Source organism: Achromobacter sp. NCFB-sbj8-Ac1-l, assembly GCF_052695805.1.
The window spans coordinates 1,035,560-1,054,448 of sequence record NZ_CP199812.1; the positions used below are offsets into that span (position 1 = coordinate 1,035,560).

17 protein-coding genes are annotated in these 18,889 nt (G+C 68.6%); 8 read left to right on the forward strand and 9 right to left on the reverse strand.

Annotated features, from left to right (window positions below):
* Window positions 1-52: 52 nt before the first annotated feature.
* On the forward strand, window positions 53-1,396 hold the full coding sequence (locus tag ACUDP5_RS04835; RefSeq protein WP_263914728.1) for a cytochrome ubiquinol oxidase subunit I: 1,344 nt from the start codon (window positions 53-55) through the stop codon (window positions 1,394-1,396).
* Complete coding sequence (locus tag ACUDP5_RS04840; protein WP_263914727.1) at window positions 1,393-2,448, forward strand: cytochrome d ubiquinol oxidase subunit II; 1,056 nt, start codon at window positions 1,393-1,395, stop codon at window positions 2,446-2,448. The genes ACUDP5_RS04835 and ACUDP5_RS04840 overlap by 4 nt, the downstream gene beginning before the upstream one ends.
* Window positions 2,449-2,533: 85 nt before the next feature.
* Here ACUDP5_RS04840 and recQ read toward each other — a convergent pair whose 3' ends face one another.
* Window positions 2,534-4,363: a DNA helicase RecQ gene (gene recQ / locus ACUDP5_RS04845; protein ID WP_445658265.1), complete on the reverse strand. Its 1,830-nt coding sequence runs from the start codon at window positions 4,361-4,363 to the stop codon at window positions 2,534-2,536.
* 94 nt (window positions 4,364-4,457) lie between these two features.
* A complete protein-coding gene (locus ACUDP5_RS04850; protein ID WP_445658266.1) occupies window positions 4,458-5,726 on the reverse strand; it encodes a fimbrial protein in 1,269 nt (422 codons plus the stop codon).
* A gap of 254 nt (window positions 5,727-5,980) precedes the next feature.
* Here ACUDP5_RS04850 and ACUDP5_RS04855 point away from each other — a divergent pair, with 254 nt between their 5' ends.
* The 5 genes from ACUDP5_RS04855 to ACUDP5_RS04875 all read left to right on the forward strand — a co-directional run bounded on the left by ACUDP5_RS04855 (window position 5,981) and on the right by ACUDP5_RS04875 (window position 11,485).
* The gene (locus tag ACUDP5_RS04855; protein ID WP_263914724.1) at window positions 5,981-6,682 is read left to right on the forward strand and encodes a response regulator; all 702 of its coding nucleotides are present in this window, start codon (window positions 5,981-5,983) and stop codon (window positions 6,680-6,682) included.
* The gene (locus tag ACUDP5_RS04860) at window positions 6,682-8,232 is read left to right on the forward strand and encodes a sensor histidine kinase (RefSeq protein WP_445658267.1); all 1,551 of its coding nucleotides are present in this window, start codon (window positions 6,682-6,684) and stop codon (window positions 8,230-8,232) included. The genes ACUDP5_RS04855 and ACUDP5_RS04860 overlap by 1 nt, the downstream gene beginning before the upstream one ends.
* A gap of 85 nt (window positions 8,233-8,317) precedes the next feature.
* The gene (gene ruvB, locus ACUDP5_RS04865) at window positions 8,318-9,391 is read left to right on the forward strand and encodes a Holliday junction branch migration DNA helicase RuvB (protein ID WP_263914722.1); all 1,074 of its coding nucleotides are present in this window, start codon (window positions 8,318-8,320) and stop codon (window positions 9,389-9,391) included.
* 93 nt (window positions 9,392-9,484) lie between these two features.
* Window positions 9,485-10,450, forward strand: coding sequence for a threo-3-hydroxy-L-aspartate ammonia-lyase (locus ACUDP5_RS04870; RefSeq protein WP_263914721.1), 966 nt, complete (start codon window positions 9,485-9,487; stop codon window positions 10,448-10,450).
* A 114-nt stretch (window positions 10,451-10,564) separates the two neighbouring features.
* Window positions 10,565-11,485, forward strand: coding sequence for a complex I NDUFA9 subunit family protein (locus ACUDP5_RS04875; RefSeq protein ID WP_445658268.1), 921 nt, complete (start codon window positions 10,565-10,567; stop codon window positions 11,483-11,485).
* Between the two features lie 25 nt (window positions 11,486-11,510).
* Here the strand turns inward: ACUDP5_RS04875 and ruvA are convergent, their stop codons facing one another.
* The 6 genes from ruvA to ACUDP5_RS04905 all read right to left on the reverse strand — a co-directional run bounded on the left by ruvA (window position 11,511) and on the right by ACUDP5_RS04905 (window position 16,966).
* A complete protein-coding gene (gene ruvA, locus ACUDP5_RS04880) occupies window positions 11,511-12,083 on the reverse strand; it encodes a Holliday junction branch migration protein RuvA (protein ID WP_025136819.1) in 573 nt (190 codons plus the stop codon).
* 96 nt (window positions 12,084-12,179) lie between these two features.
* Window positions 12,180-12,728, reverse strand: a complete 549-nt coding sequence (gene ruvC / locus ACUDP5_RS04885) for a crossover junction endodeoxyribonuclease RuvC (protein ID WP_263914719.1) — start codon at window positions 12,726-12,728, stop codon at window positions 12,180-12,182.
* Entirely contained in the window at window positions 12,728-14,317 is a 1,590-nt protein-coding gene (gene purH / locus ACUDP5_RS04890) for a bifunctional phosphoribosylaminoimidazolecarboxamide formyltransferase/IMP cyclohydrolase (protein WP_263914718.1), read from the reverse strand. Before purH ends, ruvC begins: the two co-directional genes overlap by 1 nt.
* A 99-nt stretch (window positions 14,318-14,416) precedes the next feature.
* Window positions 14,417-14,656: a helix-turn-helix domain-containing protein gene (locus ACUDP5_RS04895; RefSeq protein WP_006217670.1), complete on the reverse strand. Its 240-nt coding sequence runs from the start codon at window positions 14,654-14,656 to the stop codon at window positions 14,417-14,419.
* A gap of 36 nt (window positions 14,657-14,692) precedes the next feature.
* The gene (gene dusB, locus ACUDP5_RS04900; RefSeq protein ID WP_445658269.1) at window positions 14,693-15,715 is read right to left on the reverse strand and encodes a tRNA dihydrouridine synthase DusB; all 1,023 of its coding nucleotides are present in this window, start codon (window positions 15,713-15,715) and stop codon (window positions 14,693-14,695) included.
* 81 nt (window positions 15,716-15,796) lie between these two features.
* Entirely contained in the window at window positions 15,797-16,966 is a 1,170-nt protein-coding gene (locus tag ACUDP5_RS04905) for a UbiH/UbiF/VisC/COQ6 family ubiquinone biosynthesis hydroxylase (protein WP_445658270.1), read from the reverse strand.
* Window positions 16,967-17,046: 80 nt separating this feature from the next.
* Between ACUDP5_RS04905 and ACUDP5_RS04910 the strand changes: the two genes are divergently transcribed.
* Complete coding sequence (locus ACUDP5_RS04910; RefSeq protein ID WP_263914715.1) at window positions 17,047-17,511, forward strand: hypothetical protein; 465 nt, start codon at window positions 17,047-17,049, stop codon at window positions 17,509-17,511.
* A gap of 24 nt (window positions 17,512-17,535) precedes the next feature.
* On the opposite strand, the gene ACUDP5_RS04915 is transcribed toward ACUDP5_RS04910, so the two are convergent.
* A complete protein-coding gene (locus ACUDP5_RS04915; RefSeq protein ID WP_445658271.1) occupies window positions 17,536-18,879 on the reverse strand; it encodes an aminopeptidase P N-terminal domain-containing protein in 1,344 nt (447 codons plus the stop codon).
* Window positions 18,880-18,889: the final 10 nt, after the last annotated feature.

Genomic DNA, 18,889 nt, shown 5'->3' on the forward strand with positions numbered 1-18,889 from the left:
GTTTCAAACTGTCCCCCATCGTCATGTAACTGGCTCTACACTACGGGCCATCATGGATATTTCCACCCTATCTTTGGCCCGCGTGCAATTCGTGGCCAGCCTGAGCTTCCTGGCGTTGTTCCTCGCCGTGGCCCTGGCGCTTGCCTGGGTCCTGCTGTTCTTCAAGATTCGCGCCCGCGTGTCCGGGCAGGGCGGCTGGACGGCCGCCTACCGCTTCTGGGTCCGCATCTTCGCCCTGTCCTTCGTCCTCACCCTGGCCGCCTGCGTGCCGGTGCTGATCCAGCTGGGCAGCCTGTGGGCAGGCCTGATGGACAAGATCGGCAACATCGCCGGCCCCTTGCTGGGCTACGGCATCCTGTCCGTCTTCATCCTCAAGTCCTGCTTTCTGGGCGTGATGCTGTTCGGCCAGCGCCGTGTGTCCGATGGCGCCCACACCCTGGCGGTGCTGATGGTGGCGGTGGGCCAGTTGGTCGCGCTGTTCTGGGTGCTGGCCCTGCAATCCTGGATGCAGACGCCCGACGGCGCCGTCCTGGTCGATGGCCGCTACCAGGTCTACGACTGGGTGGCCGTGGTGCTCAATCCGTCCGTCGGCTGGCGCATGGGCGTCGTGGTCGTGGGGTCGGCGCTGGCGGCGGCCTTCCTGATGATGGGCGTGACCGCGCTGCAGGCGCTGCGCCGTCCGCTGGACGACGGCGAACGCTGCACTTTCAAGACCGGGCTGGCCATCGCCGCGCTGGCCGCCGTGCTGCAGGTCCCGGTGGCCATGGGCGCCGGGCAGATGGTGGCCCAATACCAGCCCGCCAAGGCGGCCGCCGCCGCCGGCTATTGGGAAAGCAGTGCCGAGCCGCGCCTGGTGCTGTTCGGCTGGCCGGACGCCCGAGCCCACACCAACGTGGCCGACTGGACCCTGCGCAACGCGGGCGGCATGTGGCTGCACCGCAATGAAGACGGCACCTACCAGGGCCTGGACAAGTATTCCGGCATGCTGCCGCCGGTGGCGCTGACCTTCTGGTCGCTGCGGGTGGCAGCCGGGCTGGGCCTGTTGATGCTGGCGGTGTCCTGGATCACCTTTCTCTGGACCTGGCGCCGTGGTCTGGACGTGGCCGTTCTGCCGCAAGGGTGGCAACGGGTGCTGTGCGGCATGATGTTTTCGGGCGGCATTGCCGTCGTGGCCAGCTGGTGGGTGTCGGTCATCGGCCTGCAGCCCTTTGCCGTGAACGGCACCGTCACGCAATCCGAAGTGCTGGGCGCAGTGTCGTCCAGCACCGTGCTCTACGGCCTGGTGGGTTATGGCCTGCTGTACGCGCTGCTGCTGGCGGCCTTTGCCGGCATGCTGTTCCACGCGGCCCGCTACGGCGTGGTGCCCGTGCGCAAACTGGCCGGAGGCACGCCATGATCGCCATGCTGGCCGCCTCGCAGGGCCTCAGCCCCGAAGATCCGTCCTTCTGGATGCCGCTGGCATTCATGGGCCTGCTGTTCGTCGTCATTGCCGCCGGCATGGTGCTCGACGGTTTCGACCTGGGCGTGGGCATCCTGCTGCAACTGGCGCCCGAGCAAGAGCGCGGCCGCATGATGAGCCTGCTCAGCCCCTGGCGCGATGCCAATGAATTCTGGCTGCTGCTGGGCATGGGCCTGTTTGCGTCGGCGTTCCCGTTTGCCTGGGGCGCGGTGCTGGGCAAGCTCTACGGGCCGCTGACCTTCATGGTGCTGGGCGTGGTGCTGCGCAGCGTGGCGTTCGAATTCCGCATCCGCGCCCGCACCGAGGCCAAGCCGCGCTGGATCTTCGCGTTCTGGGCCGGTTCGCTCATCACCGCCTTTGGCCAGGGCATGCTGCTGGGGCGCATCGCCACCGGCTACCAGTCCGACGCCGGCTATGGCTGGTTCGCGCTGTTCGTCGGCCTGTGCGCGGTGGCGGCCTACGTGCTGCTGGGCGCTTCGTGGCTGGTCATGCGGGTCGACGGCGATCTGCAGCGCCGCGCGGCCAACTGGGCGCGCCACGCGATCCGCTGGACCGCGGTCGGCATGGTCGCCATCGCCGTCACGCTGGGCCTGGCCAATGCCGGCATCTTCTATAAATGGAGCAATATCGCCCACCTGAGCGTGGCGGCCACGGTCTGGGTGCTGATGCTGGCCGGCTTCGTGGCGGCCGAAATGCTGCTGGCCCGCCTGCCGGGCCGTGCCGACCGCTTCAGCTGGCTGCCATTCGTGCTGTGCGTGGCCCTGTTCCTGCTGATGCTCAGCGGCCTGGCCTACAGCCTGTTCCCCTACCTGATCCTGGACGACATGACCTTGTGGGACGGCGCCGGTGCGCTCGGTTCGATGCGGCTGGTGATGGCGGGCGCGGTGGTGGGCATTCCGGTGGTGCTGGTGTTCAACATCCTGGCCTACCGCTCGGTGTTCGGCAAAGAGCGCGCGCCCGTGCCGCTGCTGCCGCCGCCGTCACCCTGACAGACGGGCCCGGCGCGTCGCGCAAGATTGCGCCGGGGCATCCGCGGGGCGCTGTCGCACGGCGCCGCCGCTGGCATGGCAAGCGCTACAGCACCGGCCGCGCCACCCGTTGCAGGATTTCTTCGCCGTAGGCTTCCAGCTTGCGCGCGCCCACGCCGCTGATGTGGCTCAGGGCGTCCATCGATTCGGGCTGGGCCAACGCGATTTCCCGCAGCGTGGCGTCGTGGAAGATCACGTAGGCGGGCACACCGTGGCTCTTGGCCACTTCGCCGCGCCAGGCGCGCAGCGCTTCGAATACCGGTTGCAGTTCGGCCGGCAGGTCCACGGCCGCGGCCTTGGGGCGGGTGCCGCCGGACTTGCTGGAACGCGCCTTCTTTTCGGATTCGCGCCGCAGCATCAGCTGGCGCTCGCCCTTGAGGACGGCGCGGCTGCCTTCGGTCAGGGCCAGGGTGCCGAAACCTTCGTTGTCGACCGTGAGCAGGCCCTGCGCCAGCAATTGACGCAGCACGCCGCGCCAGGCGGTGTCGCTCAGGTCTTCGCCCACGCCGAACACGCTCAGCGTTTCGTGGCCGTGCTGGCGAGTGCGGTCGGTGACCTTGCCGCGCAGGATGTCGATGATGTGGCCGGCGCCGTATCGCTGGCCGCGTTCCTTCCATAACCGGTACACGGCCGACAGCACCTTTTGCGCGGCCACGGTGCCGTCCCAGGCCTGGGGCGGGTCCAGGCAGACGTCGCAATTGCCGCAGGCGGTGATCTGCTGGCCGAAATACGCCAGCAGCCGTACCCGGCGGCATTCCACGGTTTCGCACAGGCCCAGCATGGCGTCCAGCTGCTGGCCCAGCCGGCGGCGGTAGGATTCGTCGCCGGGGGATTCGTCGATCATGCGGCGCTGCTGCACCACGTCTTGCAGGCCATAGGCCAGCCAGGCCGTGGCGGGCAGGCCGTCGCGGCCGGCGCGGCCGGTTTCCTGGTAGTAGCCTTCGACCGACTTGGGCAGGTCGATGTGGGCCACGAAGCGCACGTCGGGCTTGTCGATGCCCATGCCGAACGCGATGGTGGCCACCATGACCACGCCATCCTCGCGCAGGAAGCGCGACTGGTTGGCGGCCCGCACCTGGGCGCTGAGCCCGGCGTGGTAAGGCATCGCATCGATGCCCTGGTTGCAAAGGAATTCGGCGGTTTCCTCGACCCGGGCGCGCGACAGGGCGTACACCACGCCGGATTCGCCTTCGTGCTCGGTGCGGATCATGTCCAGCAACTGCTTGCGCACTTCGTTCTTTTCGACGATGCGGTAGCGGATGTTGGGGCGGTCGAAACTGGAAACGAAGTGGTGGGCGTCGTCCAGCGACAGGCGGTGGGCGATCTCGGTGCGGGTCTCGGCCGTGGCGGTCGCGGTCAGCGCGATACGCGGCACGTCGGGCCAGCGTTCGTGCAGCATCGACAGGCCCAGGTATTCCGGCCGGAAATCGTGGCCCCATTGCGACACGCAGTGGGCTTCGTCGATGGCGAACAGCGCGATGTTGCCGCGGTCGAGCAGTTGCAGGCAGCGGTCGGTCAGCAGCCGTTCGGGGGCGACGTAGAGCATATCGAGCTCGCCGGCCACGAAGGCTTCTTCGACGTCGCGCGCCACCCGCCAATCCTGGGTGGAATTCAGGAACGCGGCGCGTACGCCCAGTTCGGTCAGGGCGTCGACCTGGTCCTGCATCAGCGCGATCAGCGGCGACACGATGATGCCGGTGCCTTCGCGCACCAGGGACGGAATCTGATAACAGAGCGACTTGCCGCCGCCCGTGGGCATCAGGACCAGCGCGTCACCGCCGTCGATGACTTGCTGGACAATGGCTTCTTGGTCGCCGCGGAAGGATTCGTAACCGAAAACGCGCTGCAGGACACCTAGGGCGCGCGCGTCAGACATGGGGATAGGCCGTGAGCATCATGGCGGGGATTTTAAGCCGCAAATTCGGATGGCCGGTCCAGCCGGGATATTTCTGTCCGCTGGACAGGCCGCCTCACCAGCTGAGCCAGGTGCCGCGCATGAAGGTGTCGACCGGCATGCTGAGGTTGGCGCGCCACTCGTAATTGCCGGAAATGATGTCGCGGTCGGCGCCGACGGCCAGCTTGACCTTGGGCGCGACGAACATGCTGTGCGACAGCCCCACGCGCTGCTCGGCCAGCGCCGACCCTTCGTGCAGCCCCGAATAGGTGCCGCTGAGCGTGCCCCAGCCGGTGATCGGCACGCCCGCCGACAGGGTGTTGCGGGTTTGCGGCGCCGAGGCCACGCCGCCTGAATAATTGGACAGGTCGCCATAGCCGGCGCCGATCTGCTCGTTGGTGTAGCCCAGGTTGACGGCGTCGGCCACGTCCACGTTGTAGCCGAAGCGGTAGCGCCAGGCGCTGGATGCGTCGTACGAGCTTTGGGTGGCGCCCGCCTGGAAGGTGCCGTAGTCGCCCGCCGCGTAGGTCGTGCCCATGCCGCGGGTGGTCAGGGACGGGGCGCTTTGCATCTGGCCTTCCAGCGTCAGCACGGGCGTCAAGCCGTAACGCACCGTGCCGCTGCCCACCGACGCGCCATAGTCGACCGCGCCGGAGGTGGCGGACGGATCCATGCGGTTCAGCTTGCCCAGCGAAGACGAGTAGCCGAAGCTGCCGGCCGGCAGGGTGCTGCCCGAGCCCAGCGAATTCGAGATCTGCAGCCCGCCCACCGGCGCGCTGCTGCCCCAGGCCGGGGCATTGGCGCTGATGTTGCCGACGGCGACCGTCGGGCCGGAGGTGTTCTTGTAGACCCAGTTGCGGTCGCCACCGTAGCGCAGGCCGTCCTGCCCGCTGACGGAGGCAAACCACGGGCGGCTGGGGCGCGAGACGCCGGACACCACGACCACCGGGCCGCTTGGTATGTCCCCGCTTTGCAGGTCAAAGGTGTATTCGGGGGGATCGGCGGCCGGGGCGGCGGCCTGCGCCGTGCCGCAGCCCAGCGTCGCGGGGGGGGCTTCGCCCGACAGCGTCGAGCCTGTCCCCGGTATCGGGTCGGTGTCGCTCGCGCCCACCACGCTGGTGTCCATGGCGGGCTCGGCGGATTGCAGGTCGCAGGGAGTCGGGTCCAGCGGCACCGCCCGGGATTCGATCGACGGCGCGGGCCGCACGGGCAGCGGCTGCACCGGCGAGAGCACGCCAATGCCGCGCGCCACATAGGCGGGAACCGGGGAAGAGGGGGCTGCGGGCGTGCCGCCGAACGCCGGGATGAACGGGCAGGCCAAGCCTGCCGTCAACGCCGCGTGCAACAGCCGTCTGCGCCAGATTGCAGGGGCGACCATAACGACAGTGTAGAAAGGGGACGCTGCCGCATCTGTAAACGATTATTAGTAAACCGGACCAGGAAATGCGGGCATTGCCGATCATTTTAGGGCCAGTTGCAGGCCAAGGGCCAACCCGGCGCCAACCCGTCGCCAACGGGGGCAAACATCGTGCAACAGGTATATTTCAGATGATTTCCTGCCCCTTGCTCCGGGGCGCGGACGGCTCCACTATGGCAACCATGGACAATCCTCATACCAAGCTGCTGGTCGTCGATGACGATCCGGCCCTGCGTCAGTTGCTGGCCGACTACCTGAACCGTCACGGCTACGACACGCTGCTGGCGCCCGATGCCAGCGACCTGCCGTCGCGCATCACCCGCTATGCCCCTGACTTGCTGGTGCTGGATCGCATGCTGCCCGGCGGCGATGGCGCCGACGCCTGCCGCCGCCTGCGCGAGCAGGGCGAAGACATCCCCGTCATCCTCTTGACCGCCCGCGACGAGGCTGTCGACCGCATCATCGGCCTGGAAGCCGGCGCCGACGACTACGTGGGCAAGCCGTTCGACCCGCGTGAGCTGCTGGCCCGCATCGAAGCCGTCCTGCGGCGCAAGCGCGGCCCGTCGGCCCTGACCAAGGACGCGCCCGTCTCGTTCGGCCCGTTCCTGTTCGATCCCTCCACCCGCCAGCTGTCGCGCGAGGGCACCGTGGTCAAGCTCACCGGTGGTGAAATCAACCTGCTCGAAGCCCTGGTGCGCAACGCCGGCAAGCCGCTGTCGCGCGAACGCCTGCTGGCGCTGGCGCGGGATGACGACGCGGGCGAACGCAACGACCGCGCCATCGACATCGCAATCCTGCGCCTGCGCCGCGTCATCGAAGACGATCCCAAGCAACCCCGCTGGATCCAGACCGTCTGGGGCATCGGCTACCGGTTTTCGCCCTGATGCGCCTGTCCCCCGGTTTCCTGGTGCCGCGGTCGCTGCGCGCGCGGCTGATCCTGCTGATCCTCGGGTCCGTGCTGCTGACGCAGGCGGCCACGCTGGTCACGGTGTCCTACTTCCGGCACAAGTTCATGGAAGATGTGGCCATCGGCTACATCACCACCACCATCCGCACCCTGCGTGCCGCCGTGTCGCAGGTGCCGGCCGAGGAGCGCGCCGACTTCGTGCGGGCCGCCTCGCAGAATCAGTGGCGCCTGTGGTCGCGGGTGCTGCCTGCCGAAGCCAAGCTGCAGCGCTTCAATGGTCGTCGGCCGCCCCCGCGTTCCACCCCTCGTCCGCCGCCCCCGCCGCCGGCGCCATCTGCCCAGATCCAGGGGCCGCCGCCCCCGCCCGACATGCGGGTCGACGAGCGCGAGGTCGAAAACGGCCACGATCAGCGTGAACGCGAACGTGAGCGCGAAGAACACGTGCGCCGCTACAAGCCCGAGCCTGACGACGTGCGCCGCGACCTGCGGGCGCTGGTGCAGCAGCTCAACGAACGCCTGAACGACGGCACCCGGGTGGCGCTGTCGCGCGGCCCCACGCCGGAAATCTTCATTTCGCTGGCGCCCAATCCGGCCAGCGAAGATGCACCGCGCCTGCGCGAATGGCTGGTCATCCCGCTGGACCGCCTGGATCCGCCGGTGGCCACGCCCTTCATCGCCGCCTGGCTCGGCGGGCTGGGGCTGCTGCTGTTGCTGGCGGTGGGGTTCTCGTGGCATATCACCCGGCCCATCACCCGGCTGGCCGACGCCGCCGACCGCCTGGCCGCCGGCCAGCCGCAACGGGTGGAACCCTCCGGCCCCCACGAAACCCGGGTGCTGGGCGAGCGTTTCAACGCCATGCTCGACGCGCTGGCCGAGTCCGACTCGGTACGGCGCACCCTGCTGTCGGGCCTGCCGCATGACCTGAAGGGCCCGCTGTCGCGCATGTGGCTGCGCATCGAGCTGGCCGACGATTCCGCGCTGAAGGAAGGGCTGCGCACCGACCTGCAGGACATGCAGCACATGGTCGACCAGTTCATCGGCTTCGTGCGCGGCACCGATCCGGCAGCCTATCGCTATGCCTCGATGGTGCTGCCCGACTGGCTCACCGAACGCGTCAACGCCTGGCAGGGCGCCGGCACCGACATCCACCTCAAGACCATCGGCGACGACGCCGCGCTGGTGGTGCAGGGCGACGCCGTGGCGTTGGGCCGCCTGCTGGACAACCTGATCGGCAACGCCCTGAACCACGGCGCGCCGCCTGTGGACGTCAGCCTGCGGCGCGAAGACGGCTACGCGGTGCTGGATGTATCTGACCATGGCCCGGGCATCGTGCCCGAACGCCGCCTGGAGGCGCTGAGGCCTTTCAGCCGGCTGGACGATGCCCGGACCCGTACCGGCAGCGTCGGCCTGGGCCTGGCCCTGGCCGAAGCCATCGCCCGCGCCCATGGCGGTTCGCTCGAGCTGTTGCAGGCCGAATCCGGCGGCTTGTGCGTGCGGGTCAAGCTGCCGGTGGCCGAAGGGGGCTAGGGCCTGTTTTTCAGGCAGGCCGGTCTCGGGGGCGGTCATTACGGTACGATGCAGCATCCTGCTTCGCATCCCGTTTTTCCGCACCATGGCCATCCAGTCCGATTCGCTCTCTTCCCGACCCGACGCCCCTCGCATCGTGGCGCCCCAGCCGGTGTCGCCCAACGAGGAATCGATCGAGCGCGCCCTGCGGCCCAAGGCGCTGCAAGAGTACGTCGGCCAGCAGCGCGCCCGCGAACAGCTTGAAATCTTCATCGCCGCCGCCCGCAAGCGCGGCGAAGCGCTGGACCACGTACTGCTGTTTGGTCCCCCGGGCCTGGGCAAGACCACGCTGGCCCACATCATCGCGCATGAAATGGGCGTGCAGTTGCGCCAGACTTCCGGCCCCGTGCTCGAGCGCCCGGGCGACCTGGCCGCGCTCTTGACCAACCTGGAAAAGAACGACGTTCTCTTCATCGACGAAATCCACCGCCTGTCGCCCGTGGTCGAGGAAATCCTCTACCCCGCGCTGGAAGATTTCCAGATCGACATCCTGATCGGCGAGGGCCCGGCCGCGCGCAGCGTCAAGCTGGACCTGCAGCCCTTCACGCTGGTCGGCGCCACCACTCGCGCCGGCATGCTGACCAACCCGCTGCGCGACCGCTTCGGCATCGTGTCGCGGCTCGAGTTCTACAACGCCACCGACCTGGGCCACATCGTGACCCGCAGCGCCGGCCTGCTCAACGCGGGCATCACGCCCGACGGCGCCGCCGAAGTCGCGCGCCGCGCCCGCGGCACGCCGCGTATCGCCAACCGCCTGCTGCGCCGCGTGCGCGACTACGCCGAGGTCAAGGCCAGCGGCACCATCGACGCCGACGTCGCCGGTCGCGCCCTGGCCATGCTCGAAGTCGACCCGCAAGGCCTGGACCTGATGGACCGCAAGCTGCTCGAAGCCATCATCCACAAGTTCGACGGCGGCCCCGTGGGCGTGGACAGCCTGGCGGCGGCCATCGGCGAAGAGCGCGACACCATCGAAGACGTGATCGAGCCCTACCTGATCCAGCACGGCTACCTGCAACGCACGCCGCGCGGCCGCACGGCCACGTTGACCACCTGGCGCCACCTGGGGCTGACGCCGCCGCCTGGCGCGGCCAGCGGCAGCGGCGAGCTGTTCGGCAAGTAACCGGACGGGCAGGGCGGCGGCGCGAATGCCGCCGCGGGTTTATGATCCGAGGGTTTCGATTCCGACTCTCTCCGCGATCAAAGGACTGTTTCCATGCTGCCCGAACTGCCCTCTTTCGACGATGTCGTCCGCGCCAGCGAACGCCTGGCCGGCAACGCGCACCGCACGCCCGTGCTCACTTCGACCACGGCCGACGCCATCGCCGGTGCCTCGCTGTTCTTCAAGTGCGAGAATTTCCAGCGCATGGGGGCGTTCAAGTTCCGGGGCGGCTTCAACGCGATCGCGCGCCTGACCCCTGAACAACGCGCAGCGGGCGTGGTCACGTTCTCGTCGGGCAACCATGCGCAGGCGATTGCCCTGGCCTCCAAGCTGCAGGGCGTCAAGGCCACCATCATCATGCCGCTGGACGCTCCAGCGGCCAAGCGCGCCGCCACCGAAGGCTACGGCGGCCATATCGTCACCTACGACCGCTACACCGAAGACCGCGAAGACATCGCCCGCCGTATCCAGGCCGAGACCGGCGCCACGCTGATCCCGCCCTACGACCACGAAGACGTCATCGCCGGCCAGGGCACGGCCGCCAAGGAGCTGTTCGAGGAAGTCGGCGAACTGGACTACCTCTTCGTCTGCCTGGGCGGAGGCGGCCTGCTGTCCGGTTCGGCCTTGTCGGCGTTCGCGCTCAGCCCGCGATGCCTGGTCTACGGCGTCGAGCCCGAGGCCGGCAACGATGGCCAGCAATCGCTGCGCAAAGGTGAAATCGTCCGAATTCAGGCGCCCAAGACGCTGGCTGACGGTGCCGCCACCACCCACCTGGGCCACCTGACTTTTCCGCTGATCCAGAAATACGTGCGCGATATCGTCACGGTCACGGATGACCAGTTGGTGACCACCATGAAATTCTTCGCCGAACGCATGAAAATGGTGGTCGAGCCCACGGGCTGCCTGGCGGCCGCGGCCGTGTTGCAGAACGTGGTGCCCGTGCGTGGGGCGCGCGTCGGTGTCATCATCAGCGGCGGCAACGTCGACCTTCCGGCCTACGGCAAGTTGCTGGCGGGCTGACCGCCCTACAGGGGCCGGGGCGGTCGCGCGGCCCGGACCGCCGTTTGCGTGCTTGCGGCCTCGGCCCGCGCAGGGCAGAATCGGGCTTGAATCCTGAAGAACAGGGGCTGCTCCATGCGTATCCTTGTCATCGGCGGCACCGGCTTCATCGGCCGTCACCTCATCGCCCGGCTGTCCGGCGCGCAGCACCAGATCCTGGTGCCCACCCGTCGCTATGGCCTGGGGCGAGATCTCCAGCTACTGCCCACCGTCACTTTGCTCGACAGCAACGTGCACGACGACGCCGCGCTCGACAGTCTCGTGCGCGGCTGTGACGCCGTGGTGAACCTGGTGGGTATCCTGCACGGCAATCCGGGCCGCCCTTACGGTTCGGATTTTGCCCAGGCCCACGTGCATCTGCCGCAGCGCATCGCACGGGCCTGCCGCCGCCAGGGCGCGCGGCGCCTGCTGCACGTCAGCGCGTTGGGTGCCGATTCCGATGGCGCCAGCATGTACCAGCGCTCCAAGGGCGACGGCGAGGCCGCCATCCAGAAAGAACTGGCCGGCTGGCGCGAGGGCGGCTGGACGATATTCCGCCCGTCGGTCGTATTCGGACCCGACGACAATTTCACCAATATGTTCGCGCGGCTGGCGCGCTGGCTGCCGGTGCTGCCGCTGGCCGGCGCGCAGGCGCGCATGCAGCCGGTGTACGTCGGTGACGTGGTGTCGGCCATGGTCACTGCGCTGGGCAACACGCACACCTGCGGCAAGGCTTACGAACTGGGTGGCCCGCAGGTCTACACCATGGGCGAGATCGCCCGCCTGTGCGCCGCCTGGGGCGGCCATCCGCGCCCGGTCATCGGCGTGCCGATGGGCGTCGGGCGCTTGCAGGCGCTGCTGTTCGAATGTCTGCCCGGCAGGCCCTTGATGTCGCGCGACAACCTGGATTCCCTGCGCCGCGACAATATCTGTATCGGGCCGATCGCGCCTGAACTGAACGTGGTGCCCACCGGCCTGGAAGCGGTGGCACCGGGTTACCTGGCGCCCGTGCGCTAGCTGGCGGCCTGCCCGGCGCGGTCGCTCAGCGTACCAGCGACTTCAAGGCCTGCTTGATGCCGTCCGACACGCCCACGCCTTCGGGCAGCGTCTTCAGGGCGGCCAGCGATTCTTTCTCGGAATAGCCCAGCGCCAGGAGCGCGTTCAGGATGTCGGACTGGTTGTCCGGCGTGGCGTGCGAGGCAGCGCCGATGTCCGCGCCCAGCTTGCCGCGCATTTCCAGCAGCAGGCGTTCAGCGGTTTTCTTGCCGATGCCCGGCACGCGGGTCAGGCGGCCCGATTCCTGCAAGGTAATGGCCTGGGCCAGGTCGGCCACCGACAGGCCCGACAGCACCGACAGGGCCGTGCGCGCGCCGATGCCGCTGACCTTGATCAGTTCGCGGAAGGCGCTGCGCTCGCCAGCGGTGGCGAAGCCATAGAGGATGTGGGCGTCTTCGCGCACCGTCAGGTGCGTGTACAGCGTGACGCGCGCGCCGGTTTCCGGCAGCGAGTACAGCGTGCTCATGGGCACGTCGATGTCATAGCCCAGACCGTTGACGTCCACACAGACGGTGGGCGGCAGTTTTTCGATCAGGGTTCCGGTGATGCGTCCGATCATGGGGCGATGGCCTGGCAGAAGAGGGGGCCGCGAAAGCCGCGGCGAATGCCGGGATTCTATACGGGTCCGCGTGGCGCGTGGGCGCCGGGGCGGCGCTCAGCCGATCAGGCGGCCGTTGCGGATGCGGGTCTTGCCGCTCATGCGCAGGCTGGTGCCCAGGCGCTCGAGCTTGTCTTGCAGCGGCCCCACGTGGGCGTGGCAGATGGCGCAGGCCAGCGCGTCGGCAGAGTCGGGGGCGGGGGTGCCGTCCAGCGCCAGGAGGTGCTGCACCATCATCTGCACCTGCTCCTTGGCCGCGCGCCCGGTACCCACCACCGCCTTCTTGATCTGCAGCGCGGTGTACTCGTGCACCACCAGCGAGCTGTCGGCCAGCGCACACAGCGCCGCGCCGCGGGCCTGGCCCAGCAGCAGGGTGGATGCGGGATTGGTGTTCAGGAAGACGATTTCCAGCGCGGCCACGTCGGGTTGCGTGTCGCGGGCCACCTGGCGCAGGTTGTCCAGGATGACCTTCAGGCGTTCGGACAGCGTAAGTGCCGGCGGAACCACGATGGTCCCGCTGGCCACGTAGCGCAGCCGCGAGCCGTCGGCATCGATCACACCGAAACCGGTGCGGCGCAGGCCGGGATCGATGCCGAGGACGCGCATCAGTGGCGGAAGTGGCGGGTGCCGGTCAGCACCATGGCGATGCCGTGCTCGTCGGCGGCGGCGATGACTTCATCGTCACGCATGCTGCCGCCGGGCTGGATCACGCAGGTCGCGCCTGCCGCCACGACGACGTCCAGGCCGTCGCGGAACGGGAAGAACGCGTCCGACGCCACGGCCGAGCCCTTCAGGGTCAGGCCGGCGTTTTCCGCCTTGATCGAGGCAATGCGGGCCGAGTCGATGCGGCTCATCTGGCCGGCACCCACGCCCAGCGTCATGCCGCCGCCCACGAACACGATGGCGTTGGACTTGACGTACTTGGCGACCTTCCAGGCGAACGCCAGGTCGTTCATTTCCTGTTCGGTGGGCTGGCGCTTGGATACCACCTTCAGCGCCTCGCGCGGCACGTTGTAGGCATCCGGGGTCTGCACCAGCCAGCCGCCGCCGACGCGCTTGACGTCGAAGGCGTTCTGGCCCGTGCCCATCGGCACTTCCAGCACGCGCACGTTCTTCTTGGCGGCCAGGATGGCCAGCGCGGCGCCGTCATAGGCCGGCGCCAGCAGCACTTCCAGGAACTGCGCGCTGACGGCTTCGGCCGTGGCGGCGTCCACCGGACGGTTGAAGGCGATGATGCCGCCAAAGGCCGACGTCGGGTCGGTCTTGAAGGCTTGCTGGTAGGCGCCCAGCGTGTCGGCCGCCACGGCGACGCCGCAGGGGTTGGCGTGCTTGACGATGACGCAGGCCGGCGCCTCGAAGCTGCGCGCACATTCCCAGGCGGCATCGGCGTCGGCGATGTTGTTGTACGAGAGTTCCTTGCCTTGCAACTGGCGGTAGTTGCCCAGGAGCCCGGCGGAACGCTGCGCGTCGACGTAGAACGCGGCGGTCTGGTGGGGGTTTTCGCCATAGCGCAGCGCCTGTTGCTGCTTGACCTGCAGGGTCAGCGTGCCCGGCCATTCCTGGCGGGCGGGCACGGCGTCCTGCGCGGGCTCGGCGTCGGTCAGGCTGGTCAGGTAGGCGGCGATGGCGCCGTCGTAGGCCGCGGTGTGGGCGTACACCTTGGCAGCCAGCGCCAGGCGCAGGCCATACGAGGTGGAACCGCCCTTGTCCATTTCGGCCAGCACGCGCGAATAGTCCACCGGGTCGATCACGACCGTCACGCCACCGGCTTCGGTGCCGTGGTTCTTGGCGGCGGCGCGCAGCATCGCCGGGCCGCCGATGTCGATGTTCTCGACCGCGTCGGCGAAGGTGCAGTCCGGCTTGGCCACCGTTTCGCGGAACGGGTACAGGTTGACCACCAGCATGTCGATGCGATCGATGCCCGCTGCCTTGATGGTGTCCAGGTGCTCGGCGCTGTCGCGGCGGGCCAGGAGGCCACCGTGGATCTTCGGGTGCAGCGTCTTGACGCGGCCGTCCAGGATCTCGGGCGAGCCAGTGTGGGCGGCCACTTCGGTGACGGTCAGGCCGGACTCGGCCAGCAGCTTGGCGGTGCCGCCGGTGGACAGCAGGCGCACGCCACGCGCGGCCAGCGCGCGGGCAAATTCAACGATGCCGGTCTTGTCGGACACCGAAAGCAGGGCGGTTTCGATTTTCATGGTGAGGGACGGGAGTGGGGCGCGTACGCCTTTCTCGCTTCAGGTCGGGATGGAAAAACGGGGAAGGGGCGGGCCGACGGACCCGGCCTCAAGGCAACGCTATACCTGGATGTTATGAGCCAGCAGTTTCTTGCGCAGGGTGTTGCGCGTGATGCCCAGCATTTCGGATGCCCGCGACTGGTTGCCGCCCGACCGTTCCAACGCCACTTCAAGCACCGGGCGCTCCACGCAGCGCATCACCATGTCCCACATATCGTGGGGCTCGGATTCACCCAAGTCTTCGAAATAGCGCTCCAGGCTGGCGCGCACGCATTCTTCCAGGACATCTTTCTTGCTCATTTGAGTACAGATATTTTTATGTTGGTGTTGAGGCGGTCATGCCGCCAGCAGGGCTTTCGCGACAGGCGCCGGGTTGTTGCCGTCGCGACAAATATTGAGGAACCAGTCCGACACCGCCCGCCACTGGTCGCGGGTGTTGTCGATGAGGTTCATGCGGTCGCGGAACGAGTCCGCATCCGGCAGGCCGTCCAGATACCACCCTATGTGCTTGCGCGCCGTGCGTACGCCGGTGTGTTCGCCATAGAAGCGGTAGTGGTCGTCGAGATGTTCAAGCAGCAGTTCGCGCATTTCCCCATAGCTGGGAGGGGCCAGTGTTTCGCCCGTGCGCAGGTAGTGGTCGACTTCGCGGAAGATCCAGGGACGGCCCTGGGCCGCCCGGCCGATCATGACCGCGTCGGCGCCAGTGTAATCCAGGACGCGCTTGGCTTTTTCCGGCGAGTCGATGTCGCCGTTGGCGATCAACGGAATCTTCAGCTCGGCGCGGACGGCGCGGATAGTGTCATATTCCGCCTCTCCCGTATAGAGGTCGGCACGCGTGCGTCCGTGCAGTGTCAGGGCGGCGATGCCGGCGTTTTCGGCCATTCGGGCCACGCGCAGGGCATTGCGGCTGTCGCGGTCCCAGCCGGTGCGGGTTTTCAGCGTGACGGGTACGCCCAGCGGGGCGCAGGCTTCGACCACGGCATCCAGGATGCGGGCGATCAGGTCTTCGTGGCGCAAGAGGGCCGAGCCCGACGCCACGTTACAGACCTTTTTCACCGGGCAACCCATGTTGATGTCGATGATGCGCGCGCCCTTGTTGGCGTTGAACGCCGCCGCCTCGGCCATCATGGCCGGGTCGGCGCCGGCGATCTGCACCGACACGGGGGCGATCTCGCCGTCGTGGTTCAGGCGGCGCGAGGTCTTGACGCTATCCCACAGCTTGGGGTTGCTGGCGGCCATTTCCGACACGGCATAACCTGCCCCCAATTTCTTGCAGAGCTGACGGAAAGGACGGTCCGTCACGCCCGCCATGGGCGCGACAAGAACGTTGTTGGGAAGGGTCCACGGGCCTATGCGCATGCTCACATTTTAACCGGCTCGATCGAACCCTCTTTTTCGTCCTGCAACAGCTTGGTAACAAATAGGCGAAAAACGGGGCGATCAGGCGCGGAAACCCGTCAGCAGATGCTGCGCCAGCGGCGCCCGCAGGGGCGCGGCCAGGTCCAGGCCCAGCAGGGCCAGCCCGCAGGCGTGCTCGACTGGCGCCAGGCCGGTGGCGAAGATGCGCGGCATCAGGTCGGTCAGGCCGGCCGTCACGACGCGGTCGAACTGGCGCGCACGGCCGAAATCGGCCAACGCGGCGGTGGGGCTGGCGTTGGGCTGGGCCAGCCAGCCGCCCAGCGCCTGGGCCAGCCGGGCGGCGTCGCGCAGCCCCAGGTTCAGCCCCTGGCCGGCCACCGGGTGCAACGTCTGCGCCGCATTGCCGATGGCCGCCATGCGGCCCTGCACCAGGGCGCGGCGGGCGCTGAGCGCCAGGGGAAAGACATGGCGCGGGGCCTGGCACGACAGTCGGCCCAGGCGGTCGCCGAAGGCGGCGGACAGCGCCTGCGAGAACGCGGCGTTGTCCAGCGCGGCCAGTTCGGCGGCGCGTTCGGGCGCGCTGCACCAGACCACCGAATAGGCGTCGGCCAGTTGCGGGTGCGGCAGCAGCGCCAGCGGACCTTCCGCGGTAAAGCGCTCCCAGGCCCAGCCGCGGCGCGGCAGCGTGGCATGGGCGGTGGTCAGCAGGGCGTGCTGGCCGTAGTCGCGCCGCAGGTCGCTGGCGCCTGCGCCGTCCGACTGCACGGCGACGCGGCAACTGAGGGCGGTGTCGCCCTGGCTGATACGCACGCCGTCGCCGTCCTGGCCGTCGATCTGGGCCGGGGGGCCGGACAGCAGCGTCACGCCGCTGGCGGCCACGCGCTCTTCCAGCTTGGCATGCAGCGCGGAATAGGCCACCACGCAACCCAGCTGCGGCACGTCGAAATCGGTGTGCTGGATGACGCTGCGACCCAGTCGGCCGCGCTGCGACACATGAATATTGAGGATGTCCGCCGCCTTGGCGGGCCAGGCCTGCAGCGACTCCAGCAGCACCCGGCTGCCGTGGTTCATGGCCAGCACGCGGGGATCGGCCGCGGGGATCGCGGCGTCGGGCGTGACCGGCACCGGCGCCGTGCCGGCCAGCAGCGCGATGCGGGCCGGGTCCGGCGCCACGCGCGCCAGCATCAGCGCCAGCACCCGGCCGACCGGGCCGGCGCCAAGAATCGCAATGTCGAAGGCGGAGATAGTCATGCCCGGATTTTACCCGTCCACTACAATCCACGGCAGCCGGCGCGGCTTGGCGCCAGGGACCTTTATACCGGTTGATCGACATGACGCAGCTCGAAGCTTCTTCTTCGCTTTCCGCCGCCATCGGCCGCCGTCCGCGCGGCAAGGTCGCCGTCGGCCTGCTGGCCTGCCTGTTCGGCTGGCTGGGCGCGCACTGGTGGTACCTGGGCCGCCGCCACGCCTGGCTGGTGACGACGGTGGCGCTGGTCAGCCTGTTCTGCGCGTTCCGCTACTACCCGGTCTGGTGGGACAACCCGGCGTTCTTCGTGCTGTTCATTCCCATGATCGACGGCTTCATCGAAAGCGCGGTGTTTTCGCTGATGCCCGACGAGAAATTCGACCGTCTCTACAACCCGGGCCTGCCGCCGTCCAGCAAGACGGGCTGGGGCCCGGTCCTGGTGGCCATCCTGGCCTGCCTGGTCGGCGCCACGGTGTCCATGTTCGCCATCGCCATGGTGGTGGTGTATGTGTGGGTGGCGATGGGCTGGCTGGATGGCCTGACGCTCTGACCGCGCCGCCCCCCCACGTCAACCCTATTCGCGCATCAGCGCCTCGATCTCGCTGGCCTGTACCGGCACGCCGCGGGTAATCAGCTCGCAACCTTCGTCCGTCACCAGGGCGTCGTCTTCGGTGCGGATGCCGATATTCCAGTACGCCTCGGGCACGTCGTCGGCCGGGCGCACGTAGATGCCCGGCTCGATGGTCAGCATCATGCCGGCTTGCAGCGTGCGCCAGGGGCGCTCGGCGCCGGGGCCCGCGCCCGGCTGGCGGTAGTCCCCCACGTCGTGCACATCCAGGCCCAGCCAATGGCCGGTGCGGTGCATGTAGAAGCGGCTGTAGTCGCCCGATTCGATGACGCCATCCAGTGACCCCTTCAGCAGCTTCAGGTCCAGCATGCCCTGCACCAGTACGCGCACCGCGGCCTCGTGGCCGTCGTTCCAGCCGCGCCCGGGCGCGGTGGCCTGCGCGGCCGCCGCTTGGGCGGCCACGGTCAGGTCGTACAGCGCGCGCTGCGGGCCGCTGTAGCGGCCGTTCACGGGAAAGGTGCGGGTGATGTCGCTGGCGTAGCTGTCGACCTCGCAGCCGGCATCGATCAGCACCAGGTCGCCATCGCGCAGCACGGCTTCGCCGGCCGGGTAGTGCAGCACGCAGGCATTGGCGCCCGCGGCCACGATGCTGTTGTAGGCCACTGCCTGCGCCCCGTGGCGGCGGAATTCATACAGCAGTTCCGCTTCCAGTTCGTATTCGCGCATGCCGGCTCGCGCCACGCGCATGGCGCGGGCGTGGGCGCCGGCCGAGATCTTGGCCGCCCGGCGCATCGCGGCGATTTCCGAGGGGTCCTTGATCAGCCGCATCTCGGCCAGGATGGGGCGGATGTCCTGTTGCCGATCCGGGGGCGCGTGGCCGCCGCGGCTGGACTCGCGCGCCGCCGCCAGCCAGCGGTGCAGGCGGCCGTCGGTGCGCTTGTCGCCGGCCAGCGGCGCATACAGCGTGGGCTGGTCCAGCAGCAGCTTGGGCATCAGTTCATCCAGCGCGTCCAGCGGCTGCCCGTCGTCGAAACCGAAGTGCTCGGCTGCCGCCTCGGGGCCGAACCGGTGGCCTTCCCAGATTTCATGTTCGATATGGCGCGGGCGGCAGAACAGCAGGGCACGGTCGGTGGCGCCCGCCACCAGCACCAGCCAGGCGCCCGGTTCGGTAAAGCCGGTCAGGTAGAAAAAGTCGCTGTCGTGCCGATACGGATATTCGGCGTCGCGGTTGCGGATGGCTTCGGGCGCGGTCGCCAGGATGGCGATGCCGCCTCCGTCCGCGCGCATCCGCTCCATCAGGCGCTGGCGCCGGGCGGCGAAGGGGGCGATGTCGTCGGGAGGCAGGCTCATGGGCAAAGGG

What these genes read in the sequence shown, in the direction of transcription:
- ACUDP5_RS04835 (WP_263914728.1), top strand. Translation starts at nt 53, where the DNA reads ATGGATATTTCCACCCTATCTTTGGCCCGCGTGCAATTCGTGGCCAGC.
- ACUDP5_RS04840 (WP_263914727.1), top strand. Translation starts at nt 1,393, where the DNA reads ATGATCGCCATGCTGGCCGCCTCGCAGGGCCTCAGCCCCGAAGATCCG.
- recQ (WP_445658265.1), bottom strand. Translation starts at nt 4,363, where the DNA reads ATGTCTGACGCGCGCGCCCTAGGTGTCCTGCAGCGCGTTTTCGGTTAC.
- ACUDP5_RS04855 (WP_263914724.1), top strand. Translation starts at nt 5,981, where the DNA reads ATGGACAATCCTCATACCAAGCTGCTGGTCGTCGATGACGATCCGGCC.
- ACUDP5_RS04860 (WP_445658267.1), top strand. Translation starts at nt 6,682, where the DNA reads ATGCGCCTGTCCCCCGGTTTCCTGGTGCCGCGGTCGCTGCGCGCGCGG.
- ruvB (WP_263914722.1), top strand. Translation starts at nt 8,318, where the DNA reads ATGGCCATCCAGTCCGATTCGCTCTCTTCCCGACCCGACGCCCCTCGC.
- ACUDP5_RS04870 (WP_263914721.1), top strand. Translation starts at nt 9,485, where the DNA reads ATGCTGCCCGAACTGCCCTCTTTCGACGATGTCGTCCGCGCCAGCGAA.
- ACUDP5_RS04875 (WP_445658268.1), top strand. Translation starts at nt 10,565, where the DNA reads ATGCGTATCCTTGTCATCGGCGGCACCGGCTTCATCGGCCGTCACCTC.
- ruvA (WP_025136819.1), bottom strand. Translation starts at nt 12,083, where the DNA reads ATGATCGGACGCATCACCGGAACCCTGATCGAAAAACTGCCGCCCACC.
- ruvC (WP_263914719.1), bottom strand. Translation starts at nt 12,728, where the DNA reads ATGCGCGTCCTCGGCATCGATCCCGGCCTGCGCCGCACCGGTTTCGGT.
- purH (WP_263914718.1), bottom strand. Translation starts at nt 14,317, where the DNA reads ATGAAAATCGAAACCGCCCTGCTTTCGGTGTCCGACAAGACCGGCATC.
- ACUDP5_RS04895 (WP_006217670.1), bottom strand. Translation starts at nt 14,656, where the DNA reads ATGAGCAAGAAAGATGTCCTGGAAGAATGCGTGCGCGCCAGCCTGGAG.
- dusB (WP_445658269.1), bottom strand. Translation starts at nt 15,715, where the DNA reads ATGCGCATAGGCCCGTGGACCCTTCCCAACAACGTTCTTGTCGCGCCC.
- ACUDP5_RS04905 (WP_445658270.1), bottom strand. Translation starts at nt 16,966, where the DNA reads ATGACTATCTCCGCCTTCGACATTGCGATTCTTGGCGCCGGCCCGGTC.
- ACUDP5_RS04910 (WP_263914715.1), top strand. Translation starts at nt 17,047, where the DNA reads ATGACGCAGCTCGAAGCTTCTTCTTCGCTTTCCGCCGCCATCGGCCGC.
- ACUDP5_RS04915 (WP_445658271.1), bottom strand. Translation starts at nt 18,879, where the DNA reads ATGAGCCTGCCTCCCGACGACATCGCCCCCTTCGCCGCCCGGCGCCAG.